The sequence below is a fragment of the Mesorhizobium sp. B2-6-2 genome (assembly GCF_006440615.1).
Classification (GTDB): Bacteria; Pseudomonadota; Alphaproteobacteria; order Rhizobiales; family Rhizobiaceae; genus Mesorhizobium.
Genome location: NZ_VFUG01000013.1, coordinates 1 through 25,302, shown reverse-complemented (window position 1 = coordinate 25,302; position 25,302 = coordinate 1). Strand labels below are relative to the sequence as shown.

The following is a 25,302-nucleotide window of genomic DNA, read 5'->3' as shown; positions in this document are numbered from 1 at the left end:
GGTGCGTGACGAAGGAGGCCGCCTGCCTCCGACTCAACAGGCAGAAGTATTTCGAGGGTCTACGTAACAGGAGAATTTCGTCTGTCATTCGCCGTAAATGTCGAATGAGAAGTACTTTTTCGTAATTTCATTGTACTTCCCGTTCGCGCGAATCCCCTTGATTGCGGCGTTTATCTTTTCCTTGAGCATGGTGTCTCCCTTGCGCAGACCCGCGCCCGCGCCCGGCGCGAAAATCTCGGGGTCATTGGCAACCTTGCCCTTTATCTCGCAGCAGGCCTTACCCTGGTCAGTCTTCATGAATTGATCAATGGTAAGCGGGCTAGCCAGAATGGCGTCGATCCTGCCGGCGACCAAGTCCTGGTTGGCCTCATCCTGTGTCTGGTACGTCTTCATCTCGGCCAAGCTGTCTTTGAAATGCTTGCTGGCATAGACCTCGGCATTGGTCGAGACCTGAATACCGAGGATCCTGCCCTTGAGGCCCTCAGGGGTAGGATCCACTGCAACGCCCTTGGGACCGGCAATCGTGTACCCGTTATCGCTATAGTACTTGTCGGAGAAATCGATCGTCTTCTTGCGCTTCTCTGTGATTGACATCGAACTCATGATGACATCGATTTTCTTTGACGTCAGGGAAGGAATGATCCCGTCCCAGGCGACCGGAGTGATGACACAATCGAGTTTTGCCTCGGCGCAGATCGCATCAATGATCTCAATTTCCCAGCCGACCCATTTTCCAGAGGCGTCCAGGGACGAGAATGGAGGGTAGGGCTCGGCCGCGATTCCGACCTTCACCTGTTCAGCTTGCGCCATCAAAGTAGATGCGCAGAAGATTGCCGCTGCGGCCGTCAATTTGGAAAGTATTCTCATTGTTTTCCCCTATAAGTCAGATGGTTTAGTCTGTTTTTCAGGCGCTAGCCCACTCTGCGGATGAATTGTTGAAGCCGCTCCGATTTCGGAGATCCGAAGATTGCGTCTGGTGGCCCTTCTTCCTCGACGCGGCCCTCGTGGAGAAATACCACGCGGGTCGCGACCTCGCGGGCAAATTTCATTTCATGCGTGACCAGGATCATGGTGCGACCTTCGCGGGCCAAATCGCCGATTACGCCCAGAACCTCACCGATGAGTTCGGGATCGAGTGATGAAGTCGGTTCGTCGAAGAGCATCACGCGTGGCTGGACCGCGAGAGCGCGCGCGATCGCGCCGCGCTGCTGCTGTCCGCCGGATAAAAATGCCGGGTATACGTGCCGTTTTTCCAGAAGCCCCACTCTCGCAAGCAGTTTCTCGGCTTCGATGATCGCCATTTCACGCTTGACGCCAAGCACATGGACCGGAACCTCGATCACATTTTCGATCAAGGTCATGTGGGTCCAGAGATTGAAGCTCTGAAAGACCATGCCGAGCCGGGAACGTACACGTTCAATCTGCTTTCGGTCCGCCGGGAGGGTGCTGCCATTTCCGTCAGGCTTGAGACGTATTTCCTCGCCGTTCACCCTGATAACGCCGCTGGTGGGGTTTTCCAGGCAGTTGATGCAGCGAAGTAAAGTGGATTTGCCGGAGCCGCTGCCCCCGATAATCGCCACCACATCGCCGTCGCGCGCAGATAGCGAGACCCCCTTCAACACATGAAGGGCGCCAAACTTCTTGTGCAAGTCCTCGACATGGATCGCCTCCGCGGCCGTGTCCGTCACCGCGTGGCGAGGAATTGCCATGATCGTGGCCGTCATTGCTGTGCGCCTGTATCGCCGAGCACAACATGAAAGGGCGAGACCAACAGCACTGTTCTGAGCGCCTTCATTTCGTTTCCTCTATTTCTGCGCCAATGTCTCAGACATAGACGCGCGGGATGTGGTCGCGGAGCTGGGCATAGAGACCGATGAGGTCCGTGCCCCATTGAGCGGCGACTTCCTCGTGAGTGATGGTCTGGTGCGCTTGCTGTCCGAGCAGGAGCACTTGGTCGCCAAATCTTGCATCAGGCACGTCCGTCAGATCGATGCGCAGGTGCTCGAGATGCGCGGGAGGGAGCAGGCGCGCGCGCTGCCCCCTCACCAGCGCCTCGGCCTGGGCTGGCACGTGACGCGGAAGGCCATCCCCCCACCCCATACCTAGGACGCCGATGGTCATTCCCGACCGAAAACCGGGTATGTCTGGTATAGGACCGAGAGAAGCGTCGATCCGCTTGACGGAAACGAGGCATGTCGAAATGGCCTTGAGCGCCGGCCGCAGGGTGACGGCCCGCATGGGTCGATCCGTCTCGGGAAGACCGATAAACAGGGCCCCGGGATCGACGGCATCGAGATCCATCGCGGGATGCCGAAGCACACCGGCAGTACTCGACATCATAATGATCGGGGGACGGGTGCCGGACGCCTCGGCATCCTGTAGAATCCGCTGCAGGCGGGAAAATTGCTCGCTAGCATCCGAAGTCACTGATGTGGGCAGCTCGCTGAGATGGGCGTAGAGCCCCTGTACTTCAACGTCGTTGCAGACGTGCGCGGCTGCGAGAAGCCGGCCTATCTCCTGCGGCGTGGCCCCAGCCCTGAAGAACCCGAGATCCGCCTTGACGAAAATACGGGTGACGCTCATGGCGGCGCGCCAGGACTCCAGCTCATTGAGGCTGGAAACGGTAACGGTGAGTCCGAGCGCTTCAATTGTTTTCGCCGATGTCGGTAGGGGACCGGGATAAAGCAAAACCGGGAGATCGATGCCCATTTCCCGGATGGCCATAGCATCGGGCAAGGTTGCGACAGCAAAGCCGTCAGCCCCCTCTGTTGCCAGTGTGCGGGCGACAGGTCCCGCTCCACAGCCATATCCATTGCGCTTTAAGCAGGCGAAAATCTTCACTGTCCGGGGAAGATGCCTACGCAGCTGACGGTAATTGTGCCTGATCGCGCCGAGGTCGATCTCGTAGCAGGCCTCCCGGGACGCCGCCTTTTTGCTCTGCACCGTCGCAATAGACGTTAACGCGCACATAGGTTCTGACGTTTTTCCCAACCGCTTTTTATTGCTTGTTTGCATGCGAAACGATGCGAGGAATCGCCAAAACCGTCAATTTATTAAGTTTTTGTGACACCCTATTAATTTTACTGATATGGCCACACACACGAGGCAGGCAAATGGCTGGATGACGCTCCGCGATGCAGGGCTGCTGCCTGGCAGGCCTGATCAGCAGCCTGCAAGCATCTTTGAGCGACGGCTTGCCGACACCTTGCTTGTTCCTCATTATGGACGCGGCGCTTCGGGCCCGCCTGGCCGGGTCATCCAGCCAGGCGGTGCTGTGGGCGATCAGAATGGACTGGGGGCTGCGCTAGGTGCTGGTGGTCGAGCTGGCTACGGGAGTGACAGCACCATTACAGGCGCGGGTTCACGACAGGGCTCAAGCAGCGCGGACTTGCCAATGTCGAGTTCGCGGTCTCCGACGGCCATCCGGCCCTCAGGGCGCGTTCAGGAAGTGCGGCCCCAACGGATAGCATGTGCACGACTTAGCCTAGCGCTGTGGTTCGCCAAGCGGAAAACCAAAAACTCGAAGCTTGGCGCAGAGCTGGGGTGAGAAATTCATGAGAGGTGGCCGAGGCGAACCGCTACTTCAATACGGACCATTTGCGCGAGCGCAGAGAAGGAAAGGCCTGGGGACATTCATCGCTTGAACGCGCTGCGGTTCCCTGTTCTGCTAACCCCCGGGGCGCAGCAGACAGTCGATGTCATTGCGACGCCATTCGCGGAACTTGATGAACCCAACTGTGACGGAGCGTTGTCCGCCAGATAATGAAACTCTGCAAGCGAGGCCGCCGAGCGTAAGGTCTTCTTGCACCTATGCAAAAGCCGCTGCCTTACCGCGCAAGTTGTCGACCGTGATCTCGGGCGGAATTGGGCAAATGTAGCGTCGCCCGCCAGTACGCTCCTTCAATTCCGCTTTTGCCCGGGCGATAAGATCGGGATTGCGCAGGCAATCTGCCGCGGTGGTCGCCATTGCTTTCGCCGCGAGCACCATTCCTTTATGGGCTGCTGGCAGATTCCCTTGCGTGACGAGCTGCCAAGTGTGGAACGGCGTACCTATAGCGAAGCAGGCAGTGCTGCACTGAACCGTGGGCACGATCCAGCTCACGTCGCCGACGTCAGTGCTGCCCATCATCATCCCTTCGCGCGCAGGAATGGGAAGTAGCCCGTCATGCAGCACCTGGCTCGCCAGCGAACGGTCGTAGAGCGCAACGCTCGCCACAATCTCCTCGTTCGTAAACGCGTTCTTCCGCAGTTGTTCGGCGAAGGCATAATCCGTATCGTCGAAGCCCGGGCCGCCGAGGCGACTCATGTTTTCGTACATAACCTCCTGCAGCACTTTGTTAGGCAGAACGTTCGAGTTTGCATCCATGATCTGCACCTCAACGGTGGTTTCCGTCATCAGCGCGGCGCCATCGGCGATCTTCTTGACGCGCTGGAACAGGTGCTCTGCATCCGGCAAATGCGGCGAACGCACCAGGTAGAGTGATTCCGCAAAAGCCTGTACCACGTTCGGCGCATCGCCACCCGTATTCGTAACGGCATAGTGGACGCGCGCATCCGAGGCCATGTGCTCGCGCATGTAATTTACGCCCACATTCATCAGCTCCACCGCGTCGAGCGCGCTGCGGCCAAGATGGGGAGAAACCGCCGCATGCGACGCCTGACCCGTGAAGCGGAAGCTAGCCTGAATGCACGCGAGAAACGAGGTGGACTGCACCTCGTTGACGACGTTTGGATGCCAGCAGAAGGCGGCATCGAGATCATCGAAGAGACCGGCCCGTGCCATGAAAGTCTTGCCCGATCCGCTCTCTTCCGCCGGGCAGCCGTAATAGCGCACCGTGCCCGCGATGGCGCCCGATGCAAGCGCATCCTTCAAGGCCACGGCTGCGAGCGCAGATCCGGAACCGAGAAGATTGTGCCCGCAACCATGCCCAGATGCGCCCTCCGTGGTAGGCATGCGCTCGGTAATGCCCGAAACTTGCCCGAGAGCCGGCAGCGCATCGAACTCCCCCAGAAAACCGACTGTTGGGCTACCGCTTCCATGTTCCGCCACGAAGGCAGTGGCCATGCCGCAGAGCTTTTTGGTAATGCGAAAGCCCTCGTGCTCCAGCAAGGCGATCTGCTCGGCGACCGCGCGATGCTCCTCGAAGGCGAGTTCCGGCATGGCCCAGATGCGGTCGCTGAGCGCACAGTAGTCGGCGCTCTTGGTGTCCACGCGCCGGGCGATTTCATAGACGCCCAGCCCATCGTTATGCATGTTCGGTTCTCCTCATTGTCCAAATGCGCATTTGGAACCGTTCGGCTGTAAGGGGGCGCCCCGTCATCAGTGCATTGGCACTATACGACACGATCATCAGGATGCGGGCCAGGTTGACGTGCATGGACGACGCTACCTGTTGGCGGCGACCTCGACGCTGCGGGAATTAGCTTTTGGCAGAAGAACGCGAGCATCTTCCAGCACTATTTCGGTTCCATACTTTTGCGAGCGTCGAGATAGGTCTTCGAGCATTGAACCAGCCAGCTCTTTTGATGCGGGCACGGGCACAAGACGCTCATGATACCTGTTGCTGCTCAGCCGCTGCTCCCCTCCAATCACGATTGGAGCGAGGTCGATTGACTCCAAGTGGTTGTTGCCATCGAAGCTGCACGTCGCGACGATACTTTTCCAGATATCTGGTGAACTCCATTCGTCCTCACCTTCGGGTAGATGAAACAGGAAATTTCCCAATCCGTAGAAGATCGGAGCCCCGCGGTAGATTTCGATCGGCTGCAGCACCGGTGCGCCGTGGCTGGCGAACGCATTCGCTCCCGCATCAATGCAGGATCGCGCGAAGAATTGAACCCATTCGGGAACCTCGCGCCAATCTGGTTCCCAATGATGATGATGAAGATAGGCGATGACAAAGGCACCGGCCAACGAGGCCTTCCGGATTGCGGCGAGCTGACCTCGTAAACTTTGCTCGTTGAAGATGATCCTTCGGCAGTTCTCGGAGGATCGGCGAAAAATGGTTCCGTAAAAGTCGATTTCATCGGACGATGTCAGTTCGCGAGGATCGTCCGGCTGCGTGTAGGTTCCGCGCTCCATAGAGTTGCTTAAAAACGTTTCCTGAATGGAACGCAGGTTCGCGAATTTCTCATCGTCAACCTCGAATACCCGCGAGACATCGAGTTTGTTCACCCCCGGTCGAGCGGGACGGGTACCTGCCGCATTGTCAGCGTACATTGTGGCTGGCCCTGGTCCGGCATCCATCGCGATGAGGGCGACCTTCCTCTTGCCGAGTTGCTTGATGCCGGCTTTGCTCGCGTCACTGGCGTCAACGCCAATTCCTGCACGCAGAAACTCACGCTCGTCTACTTCCTCAAGTGTCGAAAGCACTCCTGCGGGCCCAAGATCGAACGCATGATTATTGGAAAGAGCCAGTGCGCTAAAGCCAATATCCTTCAAATTATCCAACACGACAGGTGGAGAGCACTGGAAATAGGTGCCTTTCATCGGCCACCCACCATGCCGGCCGAGAATCGTGGTTTCTAAATTCGTGAATGAGGCATCGGCTTGCCGGATCAGTTCTTTGATCGTGGCGAAGCCGTCGTCCGATACATGCCGAATATCGTGGTAGATGAGGGACTGTCCGGTGAGGGCGAGGGTGAACGGCGAAGGCATGATTGAGTATCAACCCCTGTATGGGCAAATGTCATTAGCGGCCACTTTTTGTGGCAACCGATCGACTGCGGAGAAAGTGTTGGCTAGTTCCTTGATCCGGTAAGGATCGGCCGTGCGGATTTACGACAAGCGCGGGTAGTTGGTTGCGGGTGCGCAACGTCCGAGCTGGGGTCGGAACAGTTCCTGCCAGAGGCACGGAAATACGAATGCCGCATATGTGCTTTTCTAACGTTATAGTCCGCAATTTTTAGAGCTGTGTCCCCTGTGTTCGATTGTGAACTATCCGCTCTGCCAGGGGATGGGTGTTGCTGCATGCGTCATGTCAGCGTTCTCTCTGATGCGTCTGATCCACTGGTTTTGTTACGCCAGACGATGGGGAGAATCGGGAAAATGGTCAATTTATTAAGTTTTTGTGACACCCTATTAATTTTACTGATATAGCGGCCAAACGGAGCTCTGGCCCTGCGGCCACCAATTCGGACAAAGGCAATGGAAGAGATTTCCGGCCGAAACAGCAAGGCTGGGTTCAGGTCCGCTCAGATTTTTCGGGAGATCATGAGGACCGGTTCTACGAGGCGGGCCGCCCGAGAACTCGGGATTACCCAGTCGGCCGTAAGCCAGCATCTCAAGTTGTTTGAAGAAGCTGTTGGTGAGAAGCTTTTTGCGCGAGATCCCCGCGGCCTTGTTCCAACCACGCGCGCCATCGAAATTTACAACCGCATAGACAGATACTTTGAGACCCTCGGCCACATCGAGAGGGAAATCACCGATTCTTTCAGCGCCAAGCGAAACCTCCTGACGATTGCCGCACCGCATATATTCTCGTTGAGACTCATCCCCAAAATAATTCTTGCGCTAAATAATCTAGATTCGACTCTAGAATTTCATTATAGGGCCCAGCGATACGACGAGATAGCACAAAGCGTTGTGACGGGAGAGGCCGATATCGGGATTTCCCGACTGCCGTTAGATGAACGCTTCTTTGAGTGGAAGATAGTCGCCGAAAGCAAGAGTGTCTGCGTGTTGCAACCCGACCATCGCCTTGCTGAAAAGGACATCATAACTGTTGACGACCTCTCAGGGGAGCCCCTTATCGTTCTAGAGAGAGAATACACTTCTAACAAATTGGGCCTATTGACATACGGGCGGAGAGAACTTCCTTTATTGCCGAAGGTTCATTCGGACACAATAGGCTTGGATGCTTCCTTTGTCGCATATGGTATAGGTATTGCAATAGATAATGAATTTGTTGCACAGCAATATCAAATGTTTGATGTGAAAATCGTTCCTTTTGAGCCGTCAGCGAGATACGACTACGTGGTATTTTGGCGCCGCGGCAGCGATAATATTTCGCAAACGTCGCCAATTGTGGATACTTTCGTGGAGGTGATCCACCGTGAACAATCGTTCGGGCGTGAGGGGCCCAAAGCGGCTTTCCACCCCCATAGCATCTAATGCCGGAAAAATTGTACCTGAGTGGCTGTTTCGGTCGATTGCAGCGGTGACATCCCTACTTCGTGACATCCCTCCTTTTGGAGAGCTTCAGCACGCAATTCCGGGTGCCAACAACCGCCCTTTGTCTTGGTGCATTTGAAAAATTCACCTTGCCTGCTATGTTGTCTAGAATCCATTTTTGTTAAACGGACCTGAGGGAACCCCTATGACGAAGACAGCTGTACGGATGCGTCGCGGCCAAGGGCCAGTGGGCAAGCGGACGAGAACCCATCCCAAGCTGGCTGAGAAATTGCAGATGCGTCGATTGGCCAGGATTAACGCGGTCCTGCAGAGGGCGGAAGAATCTGGCCTGCGCGCTGAGAAGGACGGCAGGATTGCGGGGCGGGTGAGTGCTAATCTAATCAAGAAAGCCAAGGCTCGAACCGGATTGACGTCTGATACCGAGCTCGTCGAATTTGCATTGGCCAATGTGGCTCTGGAAGACAACTTCGCCGAGACCTTCAGGAAAACACGGGGGACTGTGGATCCGACGCTGAAGCTCGGATTCTGAATTGGCCGATTTCGACTTTGGTGCGGCCTTAAGGTGGTCGCGATTTGATCCTCAAAAAACCTTGAGCCGCCGCCCCGACACGGAGCTGCCGATCATCGGCAACCTCGGCGGGGCGGGGCAAGAACTGCTGCTGGACACCTGCGTCTATATCGACGGTTTGCAAGGCCGGGCGCCTGACGCAGTTGCCGACCTCCTCGATGTCAGGCAGGTCAACCATAGCACCGTAGCGATCCAGGAGCTGATGCACACTGTAGGCGTGCTTGATCCGAAACACTCGGGCACGAGTAAAGCTGTCAAGCAGATCGGGAGCATGATCAAGGACATGCCGTCCCATCGGGTTTTTGCACCAGATCCCGATGTCTTGGGCCGAGCCGCCCTTCTCTCAGGAATGCTGTGTCGCCTCCAGGGCTACAAGCATGATTCCAAGCTTCGGGCGCTTCAAGACTGCGTGCTGTTCCTGCATGCGCAGAAAATGGGATTTTCCGTTCTAACGGGCAACGTCAGTGATTTCGACTATTTGCTGCAGTTAATTCCGAAGGGTCGGGTTTTGATGTATCGGCCAATCTGAGTATAGCCGCCTTCCGCGCTTCTGGGCGAAGGCGGCAATGACTTGGCCACCTTCCGCAGTCGCCTGACCCGGGACTCCCATTCGCCCATGCAGGACGGCTCGAAGACCTGCGGCAGCCCTGGTCCGTTCCAAAAGCTCAATGCCAGACTTTCGTTATCGACAGGCAGGCCGCAGCATAATTTGGATGGGTCAAAGCGTCCAGATTGTCCATAGCCGATCTTAACTGTTCTTCCCAATCAATGTGACGAGAGACAATTCGGTCAGAAACTCCAATCCTCTCGCTGACAGGAGCTAGTGCCATCGAACGGGTCACACAGGCGGTTCAAGTGCGTACGAACTGAGCCAAGGAAGAGCTTTGCTCACTTCGAGGGAATTCGTTGACTCTGCAAACCGTGCGGCAGCCGATCAGGCGCTGCAAGTCGACCAGATGCGTGCCGCAGGCCAATCGAGGAACGCTTCATCGCCGGATTTCAGTCTGTACCAGGCCGGGCGTGCTCAGGATCACGTGACGGACCGCCTCATGGTAACGGACCTAACCAGTGCAACGACAACGGCGCAAGCGCCTGCTCGATCGTGCTTTCGACATCCGCCCTGTGGACCGGCTTCTCTTTGAGACGCTCAACCAGCACGGTTGCACCGGTGACAAAGCCCGGAGTGCAATAGCCGCACTGGAATGAAAAACGTTCGACGAAGGCCTTATCGCGGAGAGCCGGACGACATCGCCATTCGCGTCGCGTTCGGCATGCCCTTCTTATGTGCGGACGGACTTGCCATCGAAGAAATGCGCTGCGGTGATGCAGCTGCGGATCTGACGGTAACGTCCTTCCGGGTCCTCGAGAATGATCGCGCACGCGTGGCAGATGCCTTGGCCGCAGCCAAGCCGCGATCCCGTAAGGTTGAGATATTCGTGCAGGAAGTCGCACCTCCGATGTCTGTGTCCAGACCCCGACATCCCTGGCATGCGGCAGGCAATACCGGTTCCAGTTCCGGTCGGGTCCGTCCTCATAGAGCGGCAAAGCCTCGAGCAGGGCGTGGCCGACGCCCATGGCCAGGCTGCCTTGGAGCTGACACGAGACGAGTTCCGGCACGATTTGGTGCCGCCTTCGAGGATGGAATGATGCGAAAGGAGCTTCACGTCCCCCTGAGGCGGTGTCCACTGCGACTGCTGCGATCGTCGCCACGCCCGCGTAACAGGTGCCGGCGGCGTTCTGGCGCTGTACCGGCGGATAGAAGACTTGGCTGTTGGCGCCGCTTTCCGAACTGGTCAAAGCGCGCCAGCTGGTTTGAAGGCACTGATGACCTGCGGCGGCTTCCATTTTCTCGAGCGGCGCTCGCCTCACCTAGTACTCCCGACATTCCGGCATCGCTGACAAACGGCGCGGCCTTGCCCGGTCATGAAAGCGGCCTTGCCCGGTCATGAAAATCGCGGGCGTCTCTAACGCCGCAAGATTGAAGCGCATGACTTCTGCTTCGGATCCGCATGTCCTGACTGATCTGTCCTCTGTTGAGCCTTCAGAAGGAGATGGCCGAACTCCTCGCAGCCGAGCCGCGCCTGCTGGCTTGCGATTGTGTGTCGCCCCGCGTCCCGCCGAATTGACTTTGCGCGCTTTTCCCTTCCTGAAATCCGGCCACACTGACCGGGCGACTAATTTTCACAGCCAGGATAGCCTCCCATCTGCACAGCTCCCGCCAAACCCAGCAGCGCTAGGCGCTTTCCGAAACGTCCAGTCACGTTTTCAACGCGCGTGTTGGAAACGGTGAATCGTCGACACATTTCCGCCACGGTTTAGCCGCGCCGAAGCCACAATTTCCCACGACATAGCCGGCGTTGCCCTAGACGGTTCGGTCCGGCACCGGCTCAACAAGCCCCCCGCCCTAGGGTCAGTGCCGGATCGAACCACCCTCTTCTTGCGGGACACAGGTCCGAGCCTGAATGTGCTCAGCAGAAGTAAGCTGGTCCACTTCATGGCGAGGCGGTCTCCCAATCGCACAGGGCTGCAAACACCTGCACAGCAATAATGGTTTGCGGCGCGCATCGGCTTGAGGCGACTTAGGCCAGCTCTACGATGCTTTAGTGTGCGACTCATTCAAAGTAGCAAACTGACGCTAGTCAGAAAGCAAGCCTGCATACCGGTCGGCGCTGTCGATGCTCCTATAATAGTTGGTGTCTTCAACCGTGCCTGATTATCCTACGATCTCATCGACTTGCAGTGATCCTGTTAGATCTCGGTCGCTGCGCCTCGGCTCTGGCTGCAGATCGGCTCACTATTCCCATAGGCCGAAATAAGTTGGAACCGCGTCCCGGACTTCCCCACGTGAAAACACGCTGACCGTCGATGTTGCTCTCCACGTGCGGTCGCCCGCCCAGGATGTGAAATGCAGCTTTGCAGGATCGAAGGCGCGGGCCACGCAATGTATCCCTCTCATGTTCGTCCCTGCGATTGCTCTCCTTGTATCGCGGATCCATGCAGCGTTTGTGGATCATCTGCCGCACTAAGTGTGCCAAGAGAAAAAGCCTCTGACTAAACCGTTGTGGGCCGCCCATGCCATCCGAACCCGACATTGTTCCACAGCCGACACTGACGTCCTGGCTGGCCTAGGGCGTGGGACCTGAAGTTGCGACCACGAGCACAGAGCCGGCTCGGCGACGAGGCGAGGGCCATCGGCAAAAAGAGTAACAAACACCGTGTTGCACATGCACGCTGGAGAATACTTGATGGCGGTCGGATTCACTCCGTCAGGCGTGACAGTTAGCGTATCGTTTGCCTTCGCATCGCGCGGAAGTGTGCGTGCTCAGAGCGTAATAGCGCCGCGATCGCGACGGTAACCTGAAAACTCCTTGAGCCTTGATAAGGCGCTCAATTCGAGCTTGTGCCCAAGAACAGGCCTGTCGGCCAGGACGGCTGCGTGCGCGAGTCATGCCATCGCGTCTGCGCTTCGGCGCCACTTGAACCCTCCTTTATCCCCTTGCATCCGATCGAGGTGCAGCTGAAGAAACTGACCGTCTTTGCGTAACTGAAGTTTTCCTGAGTCCTGCATCGTCGTGGGGCGGGGAAGGAGAGGGGATGTTGCAGCCAAAGCAAGTAATGTCGATGGTGCGCCTGCATCAATGCGGTTGGAGCGCAAGGCTGCGTGGCCATTGCAGCTGGTCATGTTGCTGCGGAGCTGGCGCTGAATAGGCCGTCCGTTCCGGGGTGACTGCGCCAGGCGACCTCCCGTTGAGAAAACCCCGGGCACGAAGGCGTTGAACATGTCGCTGTCGCCCAGCTGACGGTTGACTCGCCAGCGGCTGGGGCTAACGCCGGGCACTCATAGGCGACAGGCGGCCGGGCCGAGAAGGGGCGGCATTGTGCGATGCCGCGCTGCCCGCCAGCGCGATTTTTCCCGCCCGTCCTTTGCACCTCGCCTGTCACCGGCCCCGTCGCGAGATTGCCATGAGCCTGCAGCAGGAAGGCCGGATGGTGGCAAAGCGCGGTGGTGCTATTGGCGGCCGCGCAAATTGCCGGGCCGCGGCTGATCAGCCGGAGCGGGCGGTGGTCGTTGTAGCAACGCTCGATCATCCACCCTGCGCTCAAAGGAGAAGCTGCCGCGAGGATATCACCCCGGGCTCTTGCAACGACCGGAAGGAGGAGGCGACAGAGCCGGGGCGTACCATTCATGCGCTTTGGCAGAAGTCACTCACGGCATTTGATGCCAGCCTCGTCATCTTGGCTGGGACGAGACTGGAACCTTCTGCCAGACTACAACTGTAACACCATATCGGTTCAGCAGGTCAGGCTTGGGTGATAACCTCATGCGTAGAATAACGACTTTGGAGACCGAGCAATGGATCGCGATAACAAACGGGCACGCGCAGCTGCAAGTTCATCCCAAGCCAGGGAACAAGCCAGGGAACCCTCTACCATCCTGTCCCTTACAGAGGGGCCATTAACGCAGGTAGCAGAACGGCTGGTAACCGCTAACCCGCGCGATACAGCGCGAAACCTTGCAGGCTTCAAAGGCCTCGGGAAGGAAGCGCGAACAGCCATTCGGGGTACTCAACCCGGGCAAGAAACTGAACTCGCAAAATTTGAAAGGCGGGGCAATCAGCTCGGACGATCAGCCGTCGAGCTGACTTGGAAGCTGACATCCGAATTGGGGTACCGGCCGGACAACGTTGCATTGGAGCAAGTCAGAGCGGTCAGCAATATAGCCAATTACCTAACGCCACACATGCAAGATGCTGTTGTCAATCGCATTGGCAACATGGATCCGGCCTCGCAAGCTCTCGGAGCTCTTAACGTTGCGCCCAACTTCGGCAAGTTCAATAACGAAAACCAATCTCGCATTCTTGATCAAGCCGTTGAATTGATGTCTGATCCGAACGGCAACATCAGGATGGTGGCACAGAATGCAATTATCCAGGCGTATCACCAGATGGATCCAAATCAGCAGGCCCAAGCTCACGCAGTTCCCGGCCTGGAACCCCTCTTGCGGCAAATGCCTCCGCCGCAGCATGCAGAGGAACGGCATGCGGATCTGGACGCCCACATAGCAGGCCTTGAGGCTGCGGTTCATGCGACAGGCACGCAAATCTCCTATGAACAGCTGCAGCGGGGTGGTCTAGTAGGGCAGGCCATAAACCGCAGCTACAGTCAGGCCCGAGCGGACCTGCAGGAGTCCACCAGGAACAGGGATCGCGGGGGCCGTTGAGATCTCGGCAACAGTAGACGCTTTCTCTCCCGAATTGCGTTCACGGCCTGGCTGTTTCCAAGTCGCTGGCCGTTGACGCACTAACTTGTGTAACTTTCAAAAAACCACGTCTGCCGGGTGGTGCGATGCAACCATTGCGCCACCCGCCTCGGCATCGATCTGTCGAGCGGCGACATCACGACGTCGGTTCGGTGTCTGAAGCCGCACCATGAGCTGCGGCAGGCAATGGAACAATGCCTTCAACCAAAACGACGACCCCCAACATAGCCGTTAGCATCGCCTGCTCGCTCGCCGTGGGGTTCTGTGCGGCAAGTCTGTACGCAACCTTCCTCCACGGCGGTGGCGGCGAGGCCTTGATGGCGTTTGATGTCCGTGCCTTTTGGTTTGAGACGCCCTTCTATCTGGGTTTCGCAACCCCCGTCTTCTATCGGGGCGCGGCTATCGTGCTCTCGACATCCGCGGTCGTCTTGCTGATTCAGCAGGTCGTATTGCGCCGCAAGCTCGAACACCACGGGACGGCTCGTTGGGCTCGAGTGGATGAAATGCGACGCACCGGATATCTGCGACGATACCGTGGCGTGAAAGGACCGGTATTTGGGAAGACGAGTGGCCCTTTCTGGCCTGGTTACTACCTGACCAATGGCGAGCAGCCTCACAGCCTCATCGTTGCACCGACCCGCGCTGGCAAGGGCGTCGGCGTAGTCATTCCAACGCTACTTACATTCAAAGGCTCAGTGATAGCTCTGGACGTCAAGGGGGAGCTCTTCGAGCTCACCTCGAGGGCGCGCAAAGCCGCAGGCGATGACGTGTTCAAATTCGCGCCGCTGGATTCGGAGCGGCGCACGAACTGCTACAATCCACTGTTGGACCTTATTGCGCTGCCTCCACAGCTCCAATTCACCGAAGCCCGCCGCTTGGCCGCAAACCTGATTACGGCCAAGGGGGAAGGCGCGGAAGGTTTCGTCAGCGGCGCGCGAGATATCTTTGTCGCGGGGATCCTTGCCTGCATCGAGCGGGGCACGCCGACAATCGGCGCCGTCTATGATCTCTTCGCCCAGCCGGGGGAAAAGTTTAAGCTCTTCGCGCAACTCGCCATGGAGACGCGAAACAAAGAGGCTCAACGCATCTTCGACGACATGGCCGGGAACGACACAAAAATCCTGACCTCCTACACTTCCGTGCTCGGCGATGGCGGGCTCAATCTCTGGGCGGATCCCGCTGTTAAGGCGGCCACAAGTCGCTCGGACTTTTCGGTCTATGATCTTCGCCGTCGCCGAACGTGCATCTATCTTTGTGTTGGTCCAAACGACCTTGAGGTGATCGCGCCTCTGATACGCTTGTTTTTTCAGCAAATCGTTTCAATTCTACAGCGGTCGCTGCCCCGCCCGGAGGAAAAGCACGAGGTTCTCTTCCTGCTCGATGAGTTCAAGCACTTGGGTAAGCTGGAGGCGATCGAGACCGCAATTACGACTATCGCGGGCTACAAGGGGCGTTTCATGCTCATCATCCAAAGCCTTTCGGCACTGACAGGGGCTTATGGAGAGGCTGGCAAGCAGAATTTTCTCAGCAATACCGGCCTGCAAGTGTTCATGGCAACGGCCGATGATGAGACCCCGAACTACATTTCCAAAGCCATCGGTGAATACACGTTTGAAGCCAAATCGATTTCCTACAGCCAGGCGCGAAGATTCGACTGGAACATTCAGAATTCGCATCAAGGTGCACCGCTGTTGCGTCCCGAACAGGTTCGGCTGCTCGACGACGACTACGAGATCGTTCTCATCAAAGGTCTGCCACCATTGCAATTGAGGAAGGTGCGATATTTTTCGGACCGCATTCTGAAACGCATCTTTGAAGGCCAGACAGGCGCCCTCCCGGAGCCGGCACCGTTGACGGAAGCAGAGGAGGAACTCTCCACAGACTTTCGACTCGATGAGCCGCCGCGTGGATTGGCGCAGGAATTTAACGATACCGTTTGATGTGAGGCTAGTGTGGACCCGCGAAAAAATCCATCCCGTGCAACAGCTTTGCCGCAGGACGCCGGCTTGGAAGGGCGGCAAGCGGGCGAGGCCCGGCGAGTGAGCGTGGCGCAGCAAGTGGCCGAGGCGTTCCGGCCGATGTTCGATGATCGAGCCGACGAGGCGCACAATGAAGGGGCCGTTCTGCGAGTGGAACAGGGGCTCCGCGACGTGCTTCACCAAGAGCAGGATGATCAAGCCGCTCAGCCAATCGTAACAGCCAGCCAACAGCAGATCCGACCCTTGTCGGATGCGCTTGACCAGGGCAACCACCGGCCACAGTTGGTCATCGTCAATGGTGAACATTTCACAGCGCTGTGGCCAGCGGAGAGGCTGGCGGCCCTGAATGCGCGGCAAGCCGTCGCCCTTCACCAGCAGCCGAGCCAAATCGGCCATTCGGGCGGCCGCGTGCCGATGCAGCCCCTCATGCAGCGGTTGGCTGAATTGCCATTGGCAGGGCTACCCGTTCAAGGCGCAAGGGCCGAACACATCAGAAGGATGCATGTGCAGGCCGCGCCCTCCGCAAAATTTGAAGCGCCCTCCGCTGCGATCGGGAGCTCCATAACCGTCTCGTTCGCCCTCCCCAAAGGCGTCTCCCATGGAACTCAACGCGTCCCACAGGCGATGCTCTCTTCCTCGGACCGCGATGGCCGCTTGCCTGATGCGGGTCCGGCCCGGCAAGTGGGCATTGAGCAGCACGTGGCCGCGCCGCGCCGCTCCAATCCGGCTCCTGTCGCGCCTCGAGTACGTCGTGACCCCAGCTATCGCCATGTGTCCGACGAACACTGGAACGTTATTGATAAGGCGATCGCCCAGGCTGCGGCTTCTCAGCAAGGCTATAGCAAGAGTAGGCTTCAAGCTCACGCTTATTCGCTTCGCCGATTAGCGAATCATTTCGGCGAGCGCGGCCAAGCGAATGATCTAACAAATCACCAATCCCTGGTCGACCACCTCGATACTTTCTTTCCGGACTACCCTGATATGAAGACGGCGTTGAACGTCCTGCGTGCGTATCATGAGCCGGACTATTCAGTTGCTGACCGGCCGGTGCCCGCAAAGGCGGACGCGCACCTCCTGGAAAAAGCGGCCGGTGACAGCGGGTTGGCTTCAAGCACCCGTGTTATCTATAGTCGTAGTCTTCGCAAATTTTCTGCGGCGCTTAACAAACAGGGTCAGACGATCACTGGGCTGGATCACAATGAGCGGGCGAAAATCGCCGAGAGCTTGTACCCAAACGATCGCTATCTCAGCCACGCGCTAGAGCGGATTCGCAAAGCGGACTCATACGCGCTTGCCAAGGCGAACCTATCGCTGTTCGATGATCGAGCCGACGTGGTGCCAACCAATACAGAGGCGCTTGTGCGAATCGAGCAGGGGTTGCACGGCGCGCTCCAGGAAGGGCAGAATGATCAAGCCGCCTCGTCTTTTTTCAACAACCCAAGCACGCCCGCTGGACGGGATAACCTCAACACAAGCATGTCGGACGCTTTCGCAAACTCTGGATGGGCCGGAGTTCAGGCCGCCGCTCCGCCAGTCCTAGCTGCCAGCCAACAGCAGATACAGCCCTTGCCGGATGCGCTTGATCAGGGCGCCCACCGGCCACCCCGGTGGGTCGCCACCAACAATGAACATTCCACAGCGCTGTGGCCAGCGGAGAGGCTGACGGCCCTGAATACGCCGCAAGTCGTCGCCTTTCAGCAGCAGCCGAGCCAAATCGGCAATTCAGGCGGCCGCGTGCCAATGCAGCCCCCCATGCAGCAGTTCGGTGAATTGCCCTTGGCTGGGATACCCGTTCCAGGCACAGGGGCCGAGCCCATCAGAAGGACGCAGCGGGCCGCGCCCTCCGCAAGGTCTGAGGCGCCCCCCGCGGCGATCGAGGACTTTATAGACCTTTCGTCCGCAGTCCCCGACGGCTTCTCCCATGGGACTCAACGCCTCCCAGAGGCGATGCTCCCTTTGCTGAATCACCATGGCCTCTTGCCGGATGCCGACAAGCCGGAATGGAACTTCGATATCAAAGGTCACGGCTACACCGCCCTGACGCCGGAGGGCGGCAACGCCGTTTGGCTCGTCCATCGCGGTGCGATGAGGGAAGCTGCAGCGGCAGCAGTACCGGCAAGGGCTCCAGAACCCGCCTTGCCAGCGACGCAGTCGGACACCTATCGCGGTGTTCCGTTGGTCGATCTGACCACCTCCTCCGAGGCACACATCGCAGCCCTTCCGTCAGGCTCGTTCAACCTCCCCGAAGGGGCGGTGCTCGGCCCCGACCTGCTGGGTGACGCCCATATCAGCAGGGATTACCAGTTGCTGGCGCAGAGCCTGCAGATGCACCACCCAGCACTCGCCGCCCGAACGCGGCTTGTGGATTCCTTGGTCTCCCAGCAACTGCGCCGTCACGACCGGGACCCGGACCCCATAGTGCTGTCCATCTATCATCAAAACGACGTCGCAGCCGACTTCGTGTTCCTGCCTGTGAACAGTGGCGATCCCATGGCTGCGGCGGGGAATGATGGACGCAACGAGCATTGGTCGCTGCTGCTCGTAGATCGCAGCGACCGGGATAAAGCGGTTGCCTATCACTACGACTCCATCCGTCGTCGCGATGGACTGCCATACAATGACGCGCCTGCACGAGAGCTCGCAGCCAGACTGGACGTGACCACCGTGGTGACACCCGCCATGGCCCTGCAGAACAACGGTGTTGATTGCGGCGTGTTCGTGGTGGACGGCACGCGCTCCCTGGTTGAGAGATTGGCGAACCAGGACTTGCCAGACCCGCAGCGGCCGCTGCACCTCGAGGCCCTCGTCCCCGATCGGCAGGCGCTGCAAAACCGACTGTGGCAGGGGCGCTTGCCCCACGAGGTTGCAAGCCCCGCGGAAGTGTTTGGAGCAGCCGGGTCGCAGGTGCGACACGCGGTGTTGCAAGCGCAGCAAGCCCGACAAGTCGCGCCAGCCTCGTTTGAACGGCACGTGAGCAGGACTCGCCACGTCCAGGCCGAGCTGACGAGTGCACTTGAAAGGAGCAACCGCGTGAACAGCGGGGGAGTCATCATAAACAATGAACACTACACAGCGCTGTTGACACCGGCGAAGAGGCAGAGGACTGAAAATCCGCAAATCCTCAGCACGGAGCGGCAAGCGCGTGCAGCAAACACGTCGTCCATCAGGCAAGACCCCGATCAAGCCCGAGCGGACCTCATGACTTCCTACAGAAGCAGAGAGCGCTCCGACGCGGGGCGTTGAGCTCGATGGCCGCGATGAAGCAGAACAGCTCTTTTGGCGACCACGTCCCAACAGCTGGCTGCGCAGGCCGGCTCGAGGTTCTGGACGGTCGGACGGGACGGCGGGTGCGCTCGGAGGCCGACAGAGCCCGGATTGCCGCCGAGAGCCTGATGCCGGAGGTGCAGGTGGCGGCGGTCGCCCGCAAGCATGGCGCGACCCACCGATTGGCGGCGTCGCCTTCGTCAGGGACAACTGGCACTGCCAGAAAGCATGGCGCCGATGTTCGCGCCGCTGATGGTGGATGAATCGTCGGCGCCTCAGCGGACGATGAGGCCACCGAAATCGGCGCAAGCGACCCTGGCCGAGCGCCAGGCTGCCTTGGCTAAATCCGAAGAGGCGCGGCGTCGCCTGGAGACCATCGTCGGTCAGCTCAATCACGAGAAGTTCGGCGCCAGGTCCGAGAAGCTGCATCCCGATCAATACCACCTGCCGCTCGAAGACGTGGAGATCGCGCAGGGCGTGCTCGACGCCGCGCAGGAAAGGGCGCAGCGGGTCATCCAGGGTCGTTCGGACGGCGCGTCCGGTTCACGCCCGCGCAACCGTGGTCACTTGCCGGCTCATCTGCCGCGAGTGGAACGGATCATCGAGCCCAGAGCACGCTGTGCCCCTGCGGCTGCGGCGAGATGGCTAAGGATCGGCGAGGATGTCAGCGAGCGGCTCGACGCGATCCCGGCGCAGTTGCGCGTGCTGGTCAGGCGCCGCCCGAAATACGCTTGCCGGCGCTGCTCGAGCGCGGTCGTGCAGGCGCATGCGCCCGAGCATATCGTGTCCGGCGGCCTGCCGACCGAGGCGCTAATCGCCCAGGTCATCGTCGCCAAGTTCGGTGGTCATTTGCCGTTCTACCGGCAGGCCGAAATCTACGCCCGCCAGGGGCATCCAACTGGATCGCGCCACACTGGGCAATTGGGCAGGCCGGGCCTGCTTCCATCTTAAGCCGAAGCCCAGGCATCTGTCTGACGCGGATCGCCTGTTCATTGACGCCTATGAGGGCTATGACCGGCTGAGATGCCTGGAACGGCCGCAACGACCGTGGCTGCTCGTCCATTGCTGGAGCCGCCTGCGCCGACGGTTTGTGAAGCTGGCGCGTAACACCAAGTCCCCGATCGCCGAAGCGGCGATACGCCAGATCGCGGCGCTCTACGCCATCGAGCCACCAGTGCGCGGCATCGCCTCAAGTCCGGCTTGCCGCTCGACAGGATTATTCCGCGCCGATCATCGCCGCCCTGAAACATGGTTCGAAAAGCAACTGTCGATGATCTCCTCCGGCTCCAGGTTGGCGGAAGACACCCGCTATGGGCTCGCTCACTGGGAGGGGCTCACCCGCTTCCTCGACGACGGCCGGCTCCAGCCCGACACCAACCCAGTCGAAAACGCCATCCGTCCAGTATGCGCGACCAGAAAAAATGCTCTGTTTGCTGGCCATGAAGTTGCGGCCGAAAACTGGGCACAGCTCTCATCCGTCGTGGCCACCTGCAGGCTCAACGACGTCAATCCCGTTGCCTACCTCGCCGAAACTCTCGACGCCATCATCAACGGCCATCCGCAGAGCCAGATCGAGGAACTCATGCCCTGGCGATTCCGGAAAACGTCAAGCCCAAATCCATAGGCGATCGGCGAGGCGCTTACGCTCGACAGGCGATACACACTTCTCAAATTGGGTCTCTCGCGCTTCGTTGGGAGGGTCGCATCGCGATCGACAGCAACACCGTCGAGCGCTCAATCCGTGCGATCGGGCTCAAACGACAAGAACGCGCGCTTCGCTGGCTCGAACTGCGGTGCCGAAATAAGGGGCGGTGATTGCATCGCTGAGACCCGCAAGCTCAATGGTGTCCAGCCACTCGGCTATCTCGCCGCCGTCCTCACCAGCATCGTCAACAGCCATCCCAACAGCCAGATCGACGACCTACGCCTTTGGCCTGTACCCCGGCGCCGAGCTAAAGGCCGTGGCCTGAGAACACCGCTTTGGCTTGATCAGCCTCCTTGTCAGCAATCGCCAGAATCGCCCCTGTCACGCGGCCAAGGTGCCTCCGTAGCTAACGTCCACGTCAGCGTTGAAGAAGTACCCCGCACCACGACTCGTCTTGACCAGGCGAGGATTGGCCGCATCAGCCTCGAGCTTCCGGCGCAAGCGCAAGATCAGGACATCGATACTTCGATCGTAGACCTCTTCACCACGCACACGGCTCGCGAGCAAAAGCCGTTCTCTGGATAGTACGCTGCGGGGGTTCTCCAGGAACGCGATCAGGAGATTGAACTCACATGCGGTAAGCTTGACCTCGCCACGCTCTGCACAGATCAGCCGCCGCTGTTTGACGCTGAGCTTCCAAGCTCCAAACCGGAATGAGCGATGATCTTTCGTTCGCGGACTGGAAATGCGCTGGCGTAGCGCTACGCGAATGCGGGCCAGGAACTCGCGCAGGCCGAAAGGCTTGGGAATGAAATCGGTTGCGCCGAGCTCCAGTGCAACGACTTTTTCGGCCTCATCGAGCCGGTCGCCGCTGATCACTATGATAGGCAAATCCGATTTTGTCGCCAGCTTGCGGACGATCGCAAGCCCATCCTCACGGCCCAGGTTGAGGTCAACGACCACAAGGTCGACCGGCTCATGAGATAGGACGTGGTTGAACTGCTTGCTATCGTTGACTGCAGTCACCTTCAAGGCATGCATCATGAGATACTCGGCGATGAGGCGTCGCATTGCGGCATCATCGTCAATGACAAGAACATGTTTCAACGGCTCACCTTCAATCTTGAATCCCCTTGATTCCAAAGCTGTTGCCCGGCAACCTTCTGGATCGACCCACCACAGCTGCCCCCGCTGCCACGCGCCGTTGCGTGCGGCCAATGTGAGGCCGTTGCTCGTCATGGTCTTTCATCCACAGCCAAATGACCGCATCAAGTCAGTCCGTGACCAGGAGACCAGGTCCAGTCGCCGGCATGACCCTGCCGTGGGATCCTTCAGCTCAAGCTCGAGCTCACCTGCAGGCCCGGCAACAGCACTCGACTTCGACGGCACGGACGCCCAGTTTCCTGACGTGTCCTTGAGTCGCCGCGGTTCTGGCGACGGCGGAGCTGCATCAACTCGAAATCCTGCCGCTCGTGCGTCCGGGCTCCGAAGCGGTGGCGGAGCGCGGCGTTTGATTGATCGCAGAGGCGGTGGCGCAAGAGCGGCCGTGTCGCTGCTGTAGCCTTGGGCCATGGTATGTCTCCTTCCAAGCGAGTTCTTCCGGGGGGAGGGGCCCGGCGTTCCAAACCCTGGTCCGCGCGACCGGCAGGTCGGTTGCGGTTACGGTTCCGAGCTAGCATTTATCAGTTGAACGCGACACCTCCCTTTGAGCTGGTCACTATTCTCGGCAGCGGCCTCGGACGCCGCCAAATGGGGTGCGGCTCGCCGAACAGCTGAATCAGGCTCGCACCAAGATGGGCTGCGCTGCTGCGTTTCCGCGCCCCGCGGACAGCCCCATCCAGCCAGCGCAGACGAGCTCGCGCGATGGACCTGCCCGTGCGGGGCCGCGCATGGCTGTCTCTTAAAGAGCTGGCAGCATACCGCAACGTGGGCACCGGCGCCTTCTTCGGTCCTCTCGCTGGACCGACCCACGGCATCCGCAGCCTGGACTAGCCTCCATTTTCTCCTTGATTCGACCTTGGCAGAAGATTCCATCACCATCCTGCCGCCGAAGCCGCGGATTACAGTCCAAAAGCAACAGGCGACCGGGACGGGCAATCCCGCACAGGACTCGTCGTACCAAGATCCTTTGCATGTCGCTGCTGGCTAATCGGATCCGCCAACCCGTGCTTGCGCAAGATGCTCACCCACACTGCCACGATCAAGGTCTTTGTTTCAGTTGAAGCCGAAAAGCTGAACTTGAACATCACACAGTAACAAACCGCCCCGATAAGCGTGTTCCGGACAGGGCCAGAACCCGTCGGGCGGCTTGGAAAGGTAGGTGATAGGAATGTTTATTGCAGTTTGGCCGCTGGCCATCGTTCTGTTGACATCCATGTCACTCCCAGCCGAGCCCGCGCCACTTTCGCCCCGTGAGTTCCACCGCCTGTCGCGCAAATGCGCTCCCTGGGTCGCGCCGTCCACCCTTGCCGCGATTGCCAAGATTGAAAGTGGCTTTGAAACGCTGGTGGCTCATGACAACACCACAGGTGAGCAGCTTCGCTGGATAGACCACCTGCAAGCCACGCGGGGCATCAAGGACCGACTCGAAGCACAACATTCCGTCGATGTTGGATTGATGCAAATAAACAGCAACAACTTTCCCACGCTCAATCTCACGCCGGAAAAGGCATTCGAGCCCTGCGCCTCGCTTTCGGCCGCCGCCCACTTGCTTGAAAGCCGGTATGCCGGCGGCACGACTGCCCCAGCGCAGCAACTGGCGCTTCGCCGTGCCATCTCGGCCTATAACACGGGTGACGTCACGCGTGGCTTTGCCAACGGTTATGTACGCAAGGTCGAGTTGGCCGCAAAGGACATGTCAGAGACAACGCAGGAGCCGACCGCCCAAGATGCGCCACACCTTGAGGCACCGGGTCGGAAAGCAGTGCCGCCTCTGCTCCAGCTGAACCAAAAGGCCAACCAAAAGCAGCCCCGCCAAAATTCCTGGGCCATCTGGGGCTCCTATCAGACAAACCGCTCCGGGGCCGATCCCTCCGGTCCGACAGACAGCCGGGCTGCCGATGAGCGGGAACCCTCGAACCCGAACAAACTCGTATTCGATTGAAACATGGAGATACAATGATCAAGCCACTCAAAATACTTCGTGCGCTTAAAACGCGTGTTCCTTCGCCTTTTTCCATGCTGCGAATGGCGGCTGAATACGCGCCGGCCGCTGCTGCGGGCGTGGCGTGGACGGTCTTCTCCAGCGGGCCGGCCGCGGCACAGGTGACCGGAGGGACGGATCCCGCCAAGATGGTCCAGAATATCTGCACCTTCATACTTGGTCCCTTCGGACAATCACTGGCCGTGCTCGGACTCGTGGCCATCGGGATCTCCTGGATGTTCGGTCGTGCTTCACTTGGCCTGGTTGCGGGTGTCGTTGGAGGAATCGTCATCATGTTTGGCGCCAGCTTCCTGGGCAAGGCGCTGATAGGCGCCGGCTGATGAGCGACCGGCTGGAAGTGAGCACCCTCTATGTGGCGGCGACACGCCCCGCACTGTTTTTGGGGGTGCCGCTGACGCTGGCCGGAGCGCTCATGATGTTGGCGGGACTCGTCATCATCATCCTTAAGAACCCGCTCTATGAAGTCGTGCTCGTGCCACTCTGGTTCGGAGCACGGCTGATTGTTGAGCGTGACTATAACGCCGCAAGCGTGGCGTTTCTCTATTTGCAGACCGCCGGCAGAAGCGTGGATGGGTCGGTCTGGGGCGGGGCGAGCGTCAGCGCGAATCCGATCAGAGTGCCGAAGCGCGGAAGAGGAATGGTGTGATGTTTGGCGCCAGTGGCAGGACCGAGAGATCTGGCGAGATCTATCTTCCGTATGTCGGTCATCTGAGCGACCAGGTTGTCCTTCTGGAAGACGGATCGATTATGGCCATGGCACATCTGAACGGGCTGCCATTTGATTTGGAAGACGCTGAGATGCGCAACTCGCGCTGCCGCGCGTTCAACACTCTCTTGCGCAACATCGCCGACGACAATGTCACGCTGTACGCCCATCTTGTGCGAAACAACGATGTGCCGGAGCCGGCATCGCGCCAGTTTCAAAGTGCATTCGCTGGCAGTCTGAGCGAGGCGTATGAGAGCCGTGTCCTGTCGGGCAAGCTCTTTCGCAACGACCATTTCCTCACTGTCGTCGTGTTCCCCCGCACCGCAATCGGCAAGATCGGCTGGCGTAGCGCAAAATCGTCCAGACGCAATGACAACGATCTGGCCACACAAATGCGAAGCCTGGAAGACCTCTGGCAGATCATTGCTGGCTCACTGGGCGGTTACGGTCTGCGCCGGTTGGGTGTTCGTGAGAAAGGCGACGTGCTCTTCACGGAAATCGGTGAGGCGCTTCGGTTGATAATGACGTGCCGGTTTCTTCCGGTTCCGATGGTTAGCGGCTCACTCGGCGCCTCGATCTACAC

19 protein-coding genes and 2 pseudogenes are annotated in these 25,302 nt (G+C 59.0%); 14 read left to right on the top strand and 7 right to left on the bottom strand.

Annotation, left to right across the window (positions count from 1 at the left end):
* Nucleotides 1–84: 84 nt before the first annotated feature.
* From FJ419_RS22250 to FJ419_RS22225, 5 genes are all read right to left on the bottom strand, one after another.
* Nucleotides 85–867 carry a transporter substrate-binding domain-containing protein gene (locus FJ419_RS22250; RefSeq protein ID WP_064993327.1) on the bottom strand — a complete coding sequence of 261 codons (783 nt, stop codon included), beginning with the start codon at nt 865–867 and terminating at the stop codon, nt 85–87.
* 44 nt (nt 868–911) lie between these two features.
* The gene (locus FJ419_RS22245; protein WP_064993326.1) at nt 912–1,724 is read right to left on the bottom strand and encodes an ABC transporter ATP-binding protein; all 813 of its coding nucleotides are present in this window, start codon (nt 1,722–1,724) and stop codon (nt 912–914) included.
* Nucleotides 1,725–1,824: 100 nt separating this feature from the next.
* A complete protein-coding gene (gene alr, locus FJ419_RS22240; protein WP_224655959.1) occupies nt 1,825–3,015 on the bottom strand; it encodes an alanine racemase in 1,191 nt (396 codons plus the stop codon).
* A 793-nt stretch (nt 3,016–3,808) separates the two neighbouring features.
* Entirely contained in the window at nt 3,809–5,254 is a 1,446-nt protein-coding gene (locus tag FJ419_RS22235; protein WP_064993324.1) for a M20 family metallopeptidase, read from the bottom strand.
* Between the two features lie 132 nt (nt 5,255–5,386).
* Nucleotides 5,387–6,658 (bottom strand): CapA family protein, encoded by a 1,272-nt coding sequence (locus tag FJ419_RS22225; protein ID WP_064993323.1) that lies wholly within the window; start codon nt 6,656–6,658, stop codon nt 5,387–5,389.
* 489 nt (nt 6,659–7,147) lie between these two features.
* On the opposite strand from FJ419_RS22225, the gene FJ419_RS22220 reads away from it, so the two are divergent.
* The 3 genes from FJ419_RS22220 to FJ419_RS22210 all read left to right on the top strand — a co-directional run bounded on the left by FJ419_RS22220 (nt 7,148) and on the right by FJ419_RS22210 (nt 9,231).
* Nucleotides 7,148–8,113, top strand: coding sequence for a LysR family transcriptional regulator (locus FJ419_RS22220; protein WP_064993322.1), 966 nt, complete (start codon nt 7,148–7,150; stop codon nt 8,111–8,113).
* A 205-nt stretch (nt 8,114–8,318) separates the two neighbouring features.
* Entirely contained in the window at nt 8,319–8,663 is a 345-nt protein-coding gene (locus FJ419_RS22215) for a hypothetical protein (protein WP_064993321.1), read from the top strand.
* 1 nt (nt 8,664) lies between these two features.
* Complete coding sequence (locus FJ419_RS22210) at nt 8,665–9,231, top strand: DNA-binding protein (RefSeq protein WP_064993320.1); 567 nt, start codon at nt 8,665–8,667, stop codon at nt 9,229–9,231.
* A 518-nt stretch (nt 9,232–9,749) separates the two neighbouring features.
* Here FJ419_RS22210 and FJ419_RS31245 read toward each other — a convergent pair.
* Nucleotides 9,750–10,277, bottom strand: a complete 528-nt coding sequence (locus tag FJ419_RS31245; RefSeq protein WP_318013636.1) for a 2Fe-2S iron-sulfur cluster-binding protein — start codon at nt 10,275–10,277, stop codon at nt 9,750–9,752.
* 2,388 nt (nt 10,278–12,665) lie between these two features.
* On the opposite strand from FJ419_RS31245, the gene FJ419_RS22200 reads away from it, so the two are divergent.
* The 7 genes and pseudogenes from FJ419_RS22200 to FJ419_RS31230 form a co-directional block, all read left to right on the top strand.
* Nucleotides 12,666–12,983 (top strand): hypothetical protein, encoded by a 318-nt coding sequence (locus FJ419_RS22200; protein ID WP_064993319.1) that lies wholly within the window; start codon nt 12,666–12,668, stop codon nt 12,981–12,983.
* A gap of 73 nt (nt 12,984–13,056) precedes the next feature.
* Complete coding sequence (locus FJ419_RS22195) at nt 13,057–13,923, top strand: hypothetical protein (protein ID WP_064993318.1); 867 nt, start codon at nt 13,057–13,059, stop codon at nt 13,921–13,923.
* 233 nt (nt 13,924–14,156) lie between these two features.
* On the top strand, nt 14,157–15,902 hold the full coding sequence (gene virD4 / locus FJ419_RS22190) for a type IV secretion system ATPase VirD4 (protein WP_064993317.1): 1,746 nt from the start codon (nt 14,157–14,159) through the stop codon (nt 15,900–15,902).
* Nucleotides 15,903–16,007: 105 nt separating this feature from the next.
* On the top strand, nt 16,008–19,184 hold the full coding sequence (locus FJ419_RS22185; RefSeq protein WP_224655958.1) for a Ulp1 family isopeptidase: 3,177 nt from the start codon (nt 16,008–16,010) through the stop codon (nt 19,182–19,184).
* 249 nt (nt 19,185–19,433) lie between these two features.
* Entirely contained in the window at nt 19,434–20,156 is a 723-nt protein-coding gene (locus tag FJ419_RS31240; protein ID WP_245321939.1) for an IS66 family transposase zinc-finger binding domain-containing protein, read from the top strand.
* The gene (locus FJ419_RS31235; protein ID WP_224655956.1) at nt 20,047–20,829 is read left to right on the top strand and encodes a transposase; all 783 of its coding nucleotides are present in this window, start codon (nt 20,047–20,049) and stop codon (nt 20,827–20,829) included. The genes FJ419_RS31240 and FJ419_RS31235 overlap by 110 nt, the downstream gene beginning before the upstream one ends.
* A gap of 30 nt (nt 20,830–20,859) precedes the next feature.
* Nucleotides 20,860–21,129, top strand: a pseudogene (locus FJ419_RS31230) (transposase); the annotation flags it as partial.
* 102 nt (nt 21,130–21,231) lie between these two features.
* Here FJ419_RS31230 and FJ419_RS22170 read toward each other — a convergent pair.
* Nucleotides 21,232–21,957 carry a response regulator gene (locus tag FJ419_RS22170; protein WP_013533346.1) on the bottom strand — a complete coding sequence of 242 codons (726 nt, stop codon included), beginning with the start codon at nt 21,955–21,957 and terminating at the stop codon, nt 21,232–21,234.
* A 1,222-nt stretch (nt 21,958–23,179) separates the two neighbouring features.
* Here FJ419_RS22170 and FJ419_RS22160 point away from each other — a divergent pair.
* From FJ419_RS22160 to FJ419_RS22145, 4 genes and pseudogenes are all read left to right on the top strand, one after another.
* Nucleotides 23,180–23,953: a type IV secretion system lytic transglycosylase VirB1 gene (locus FJ419_RS22160; protein WP_064993315.1), complete on the top strand. Its 774-nt coding sequence runs from the start codon at nt 23,180–23,182 to the stop codon at nt 23,951–23,953.
* A gap of 14 nt (nt 23,954–23,967) precedes the next feature.
* The gene (gene virB2 / locus FJ419_RS22155; protein WP_013533343.1) at nt 23,968–24,333 is read left to right on the top strand and encodes a pilin major subunit VirB2; all 366 of its coding nucleotides are present in this window, start codon (nt 23,968–23,970) and stop codon (nt 24,331–24,333) included.
* A complete protein-coding gene (locus FJ419_RS22150) occupies nt 24,333–24,659 on the top strand; it encodes a type IV secretion system protein VirB3 (protein ID WP_013533342.1) in 327 nt (108 codons plus the stop codon). Before virB2 ends, FJ419_RS22150 begins: the two co-directional genes overlap by 1 nt.
* Nucleotides 24,659–25,302: pseudogene (locus tag FJ419_RS22145) on the top strand (type IV secretion system protein VirB4); the annotation flags it as partial. The gene FJ419_RS22150 and the pseudogene FJ419_RS22145, both read left to right, overlap by 1 nt.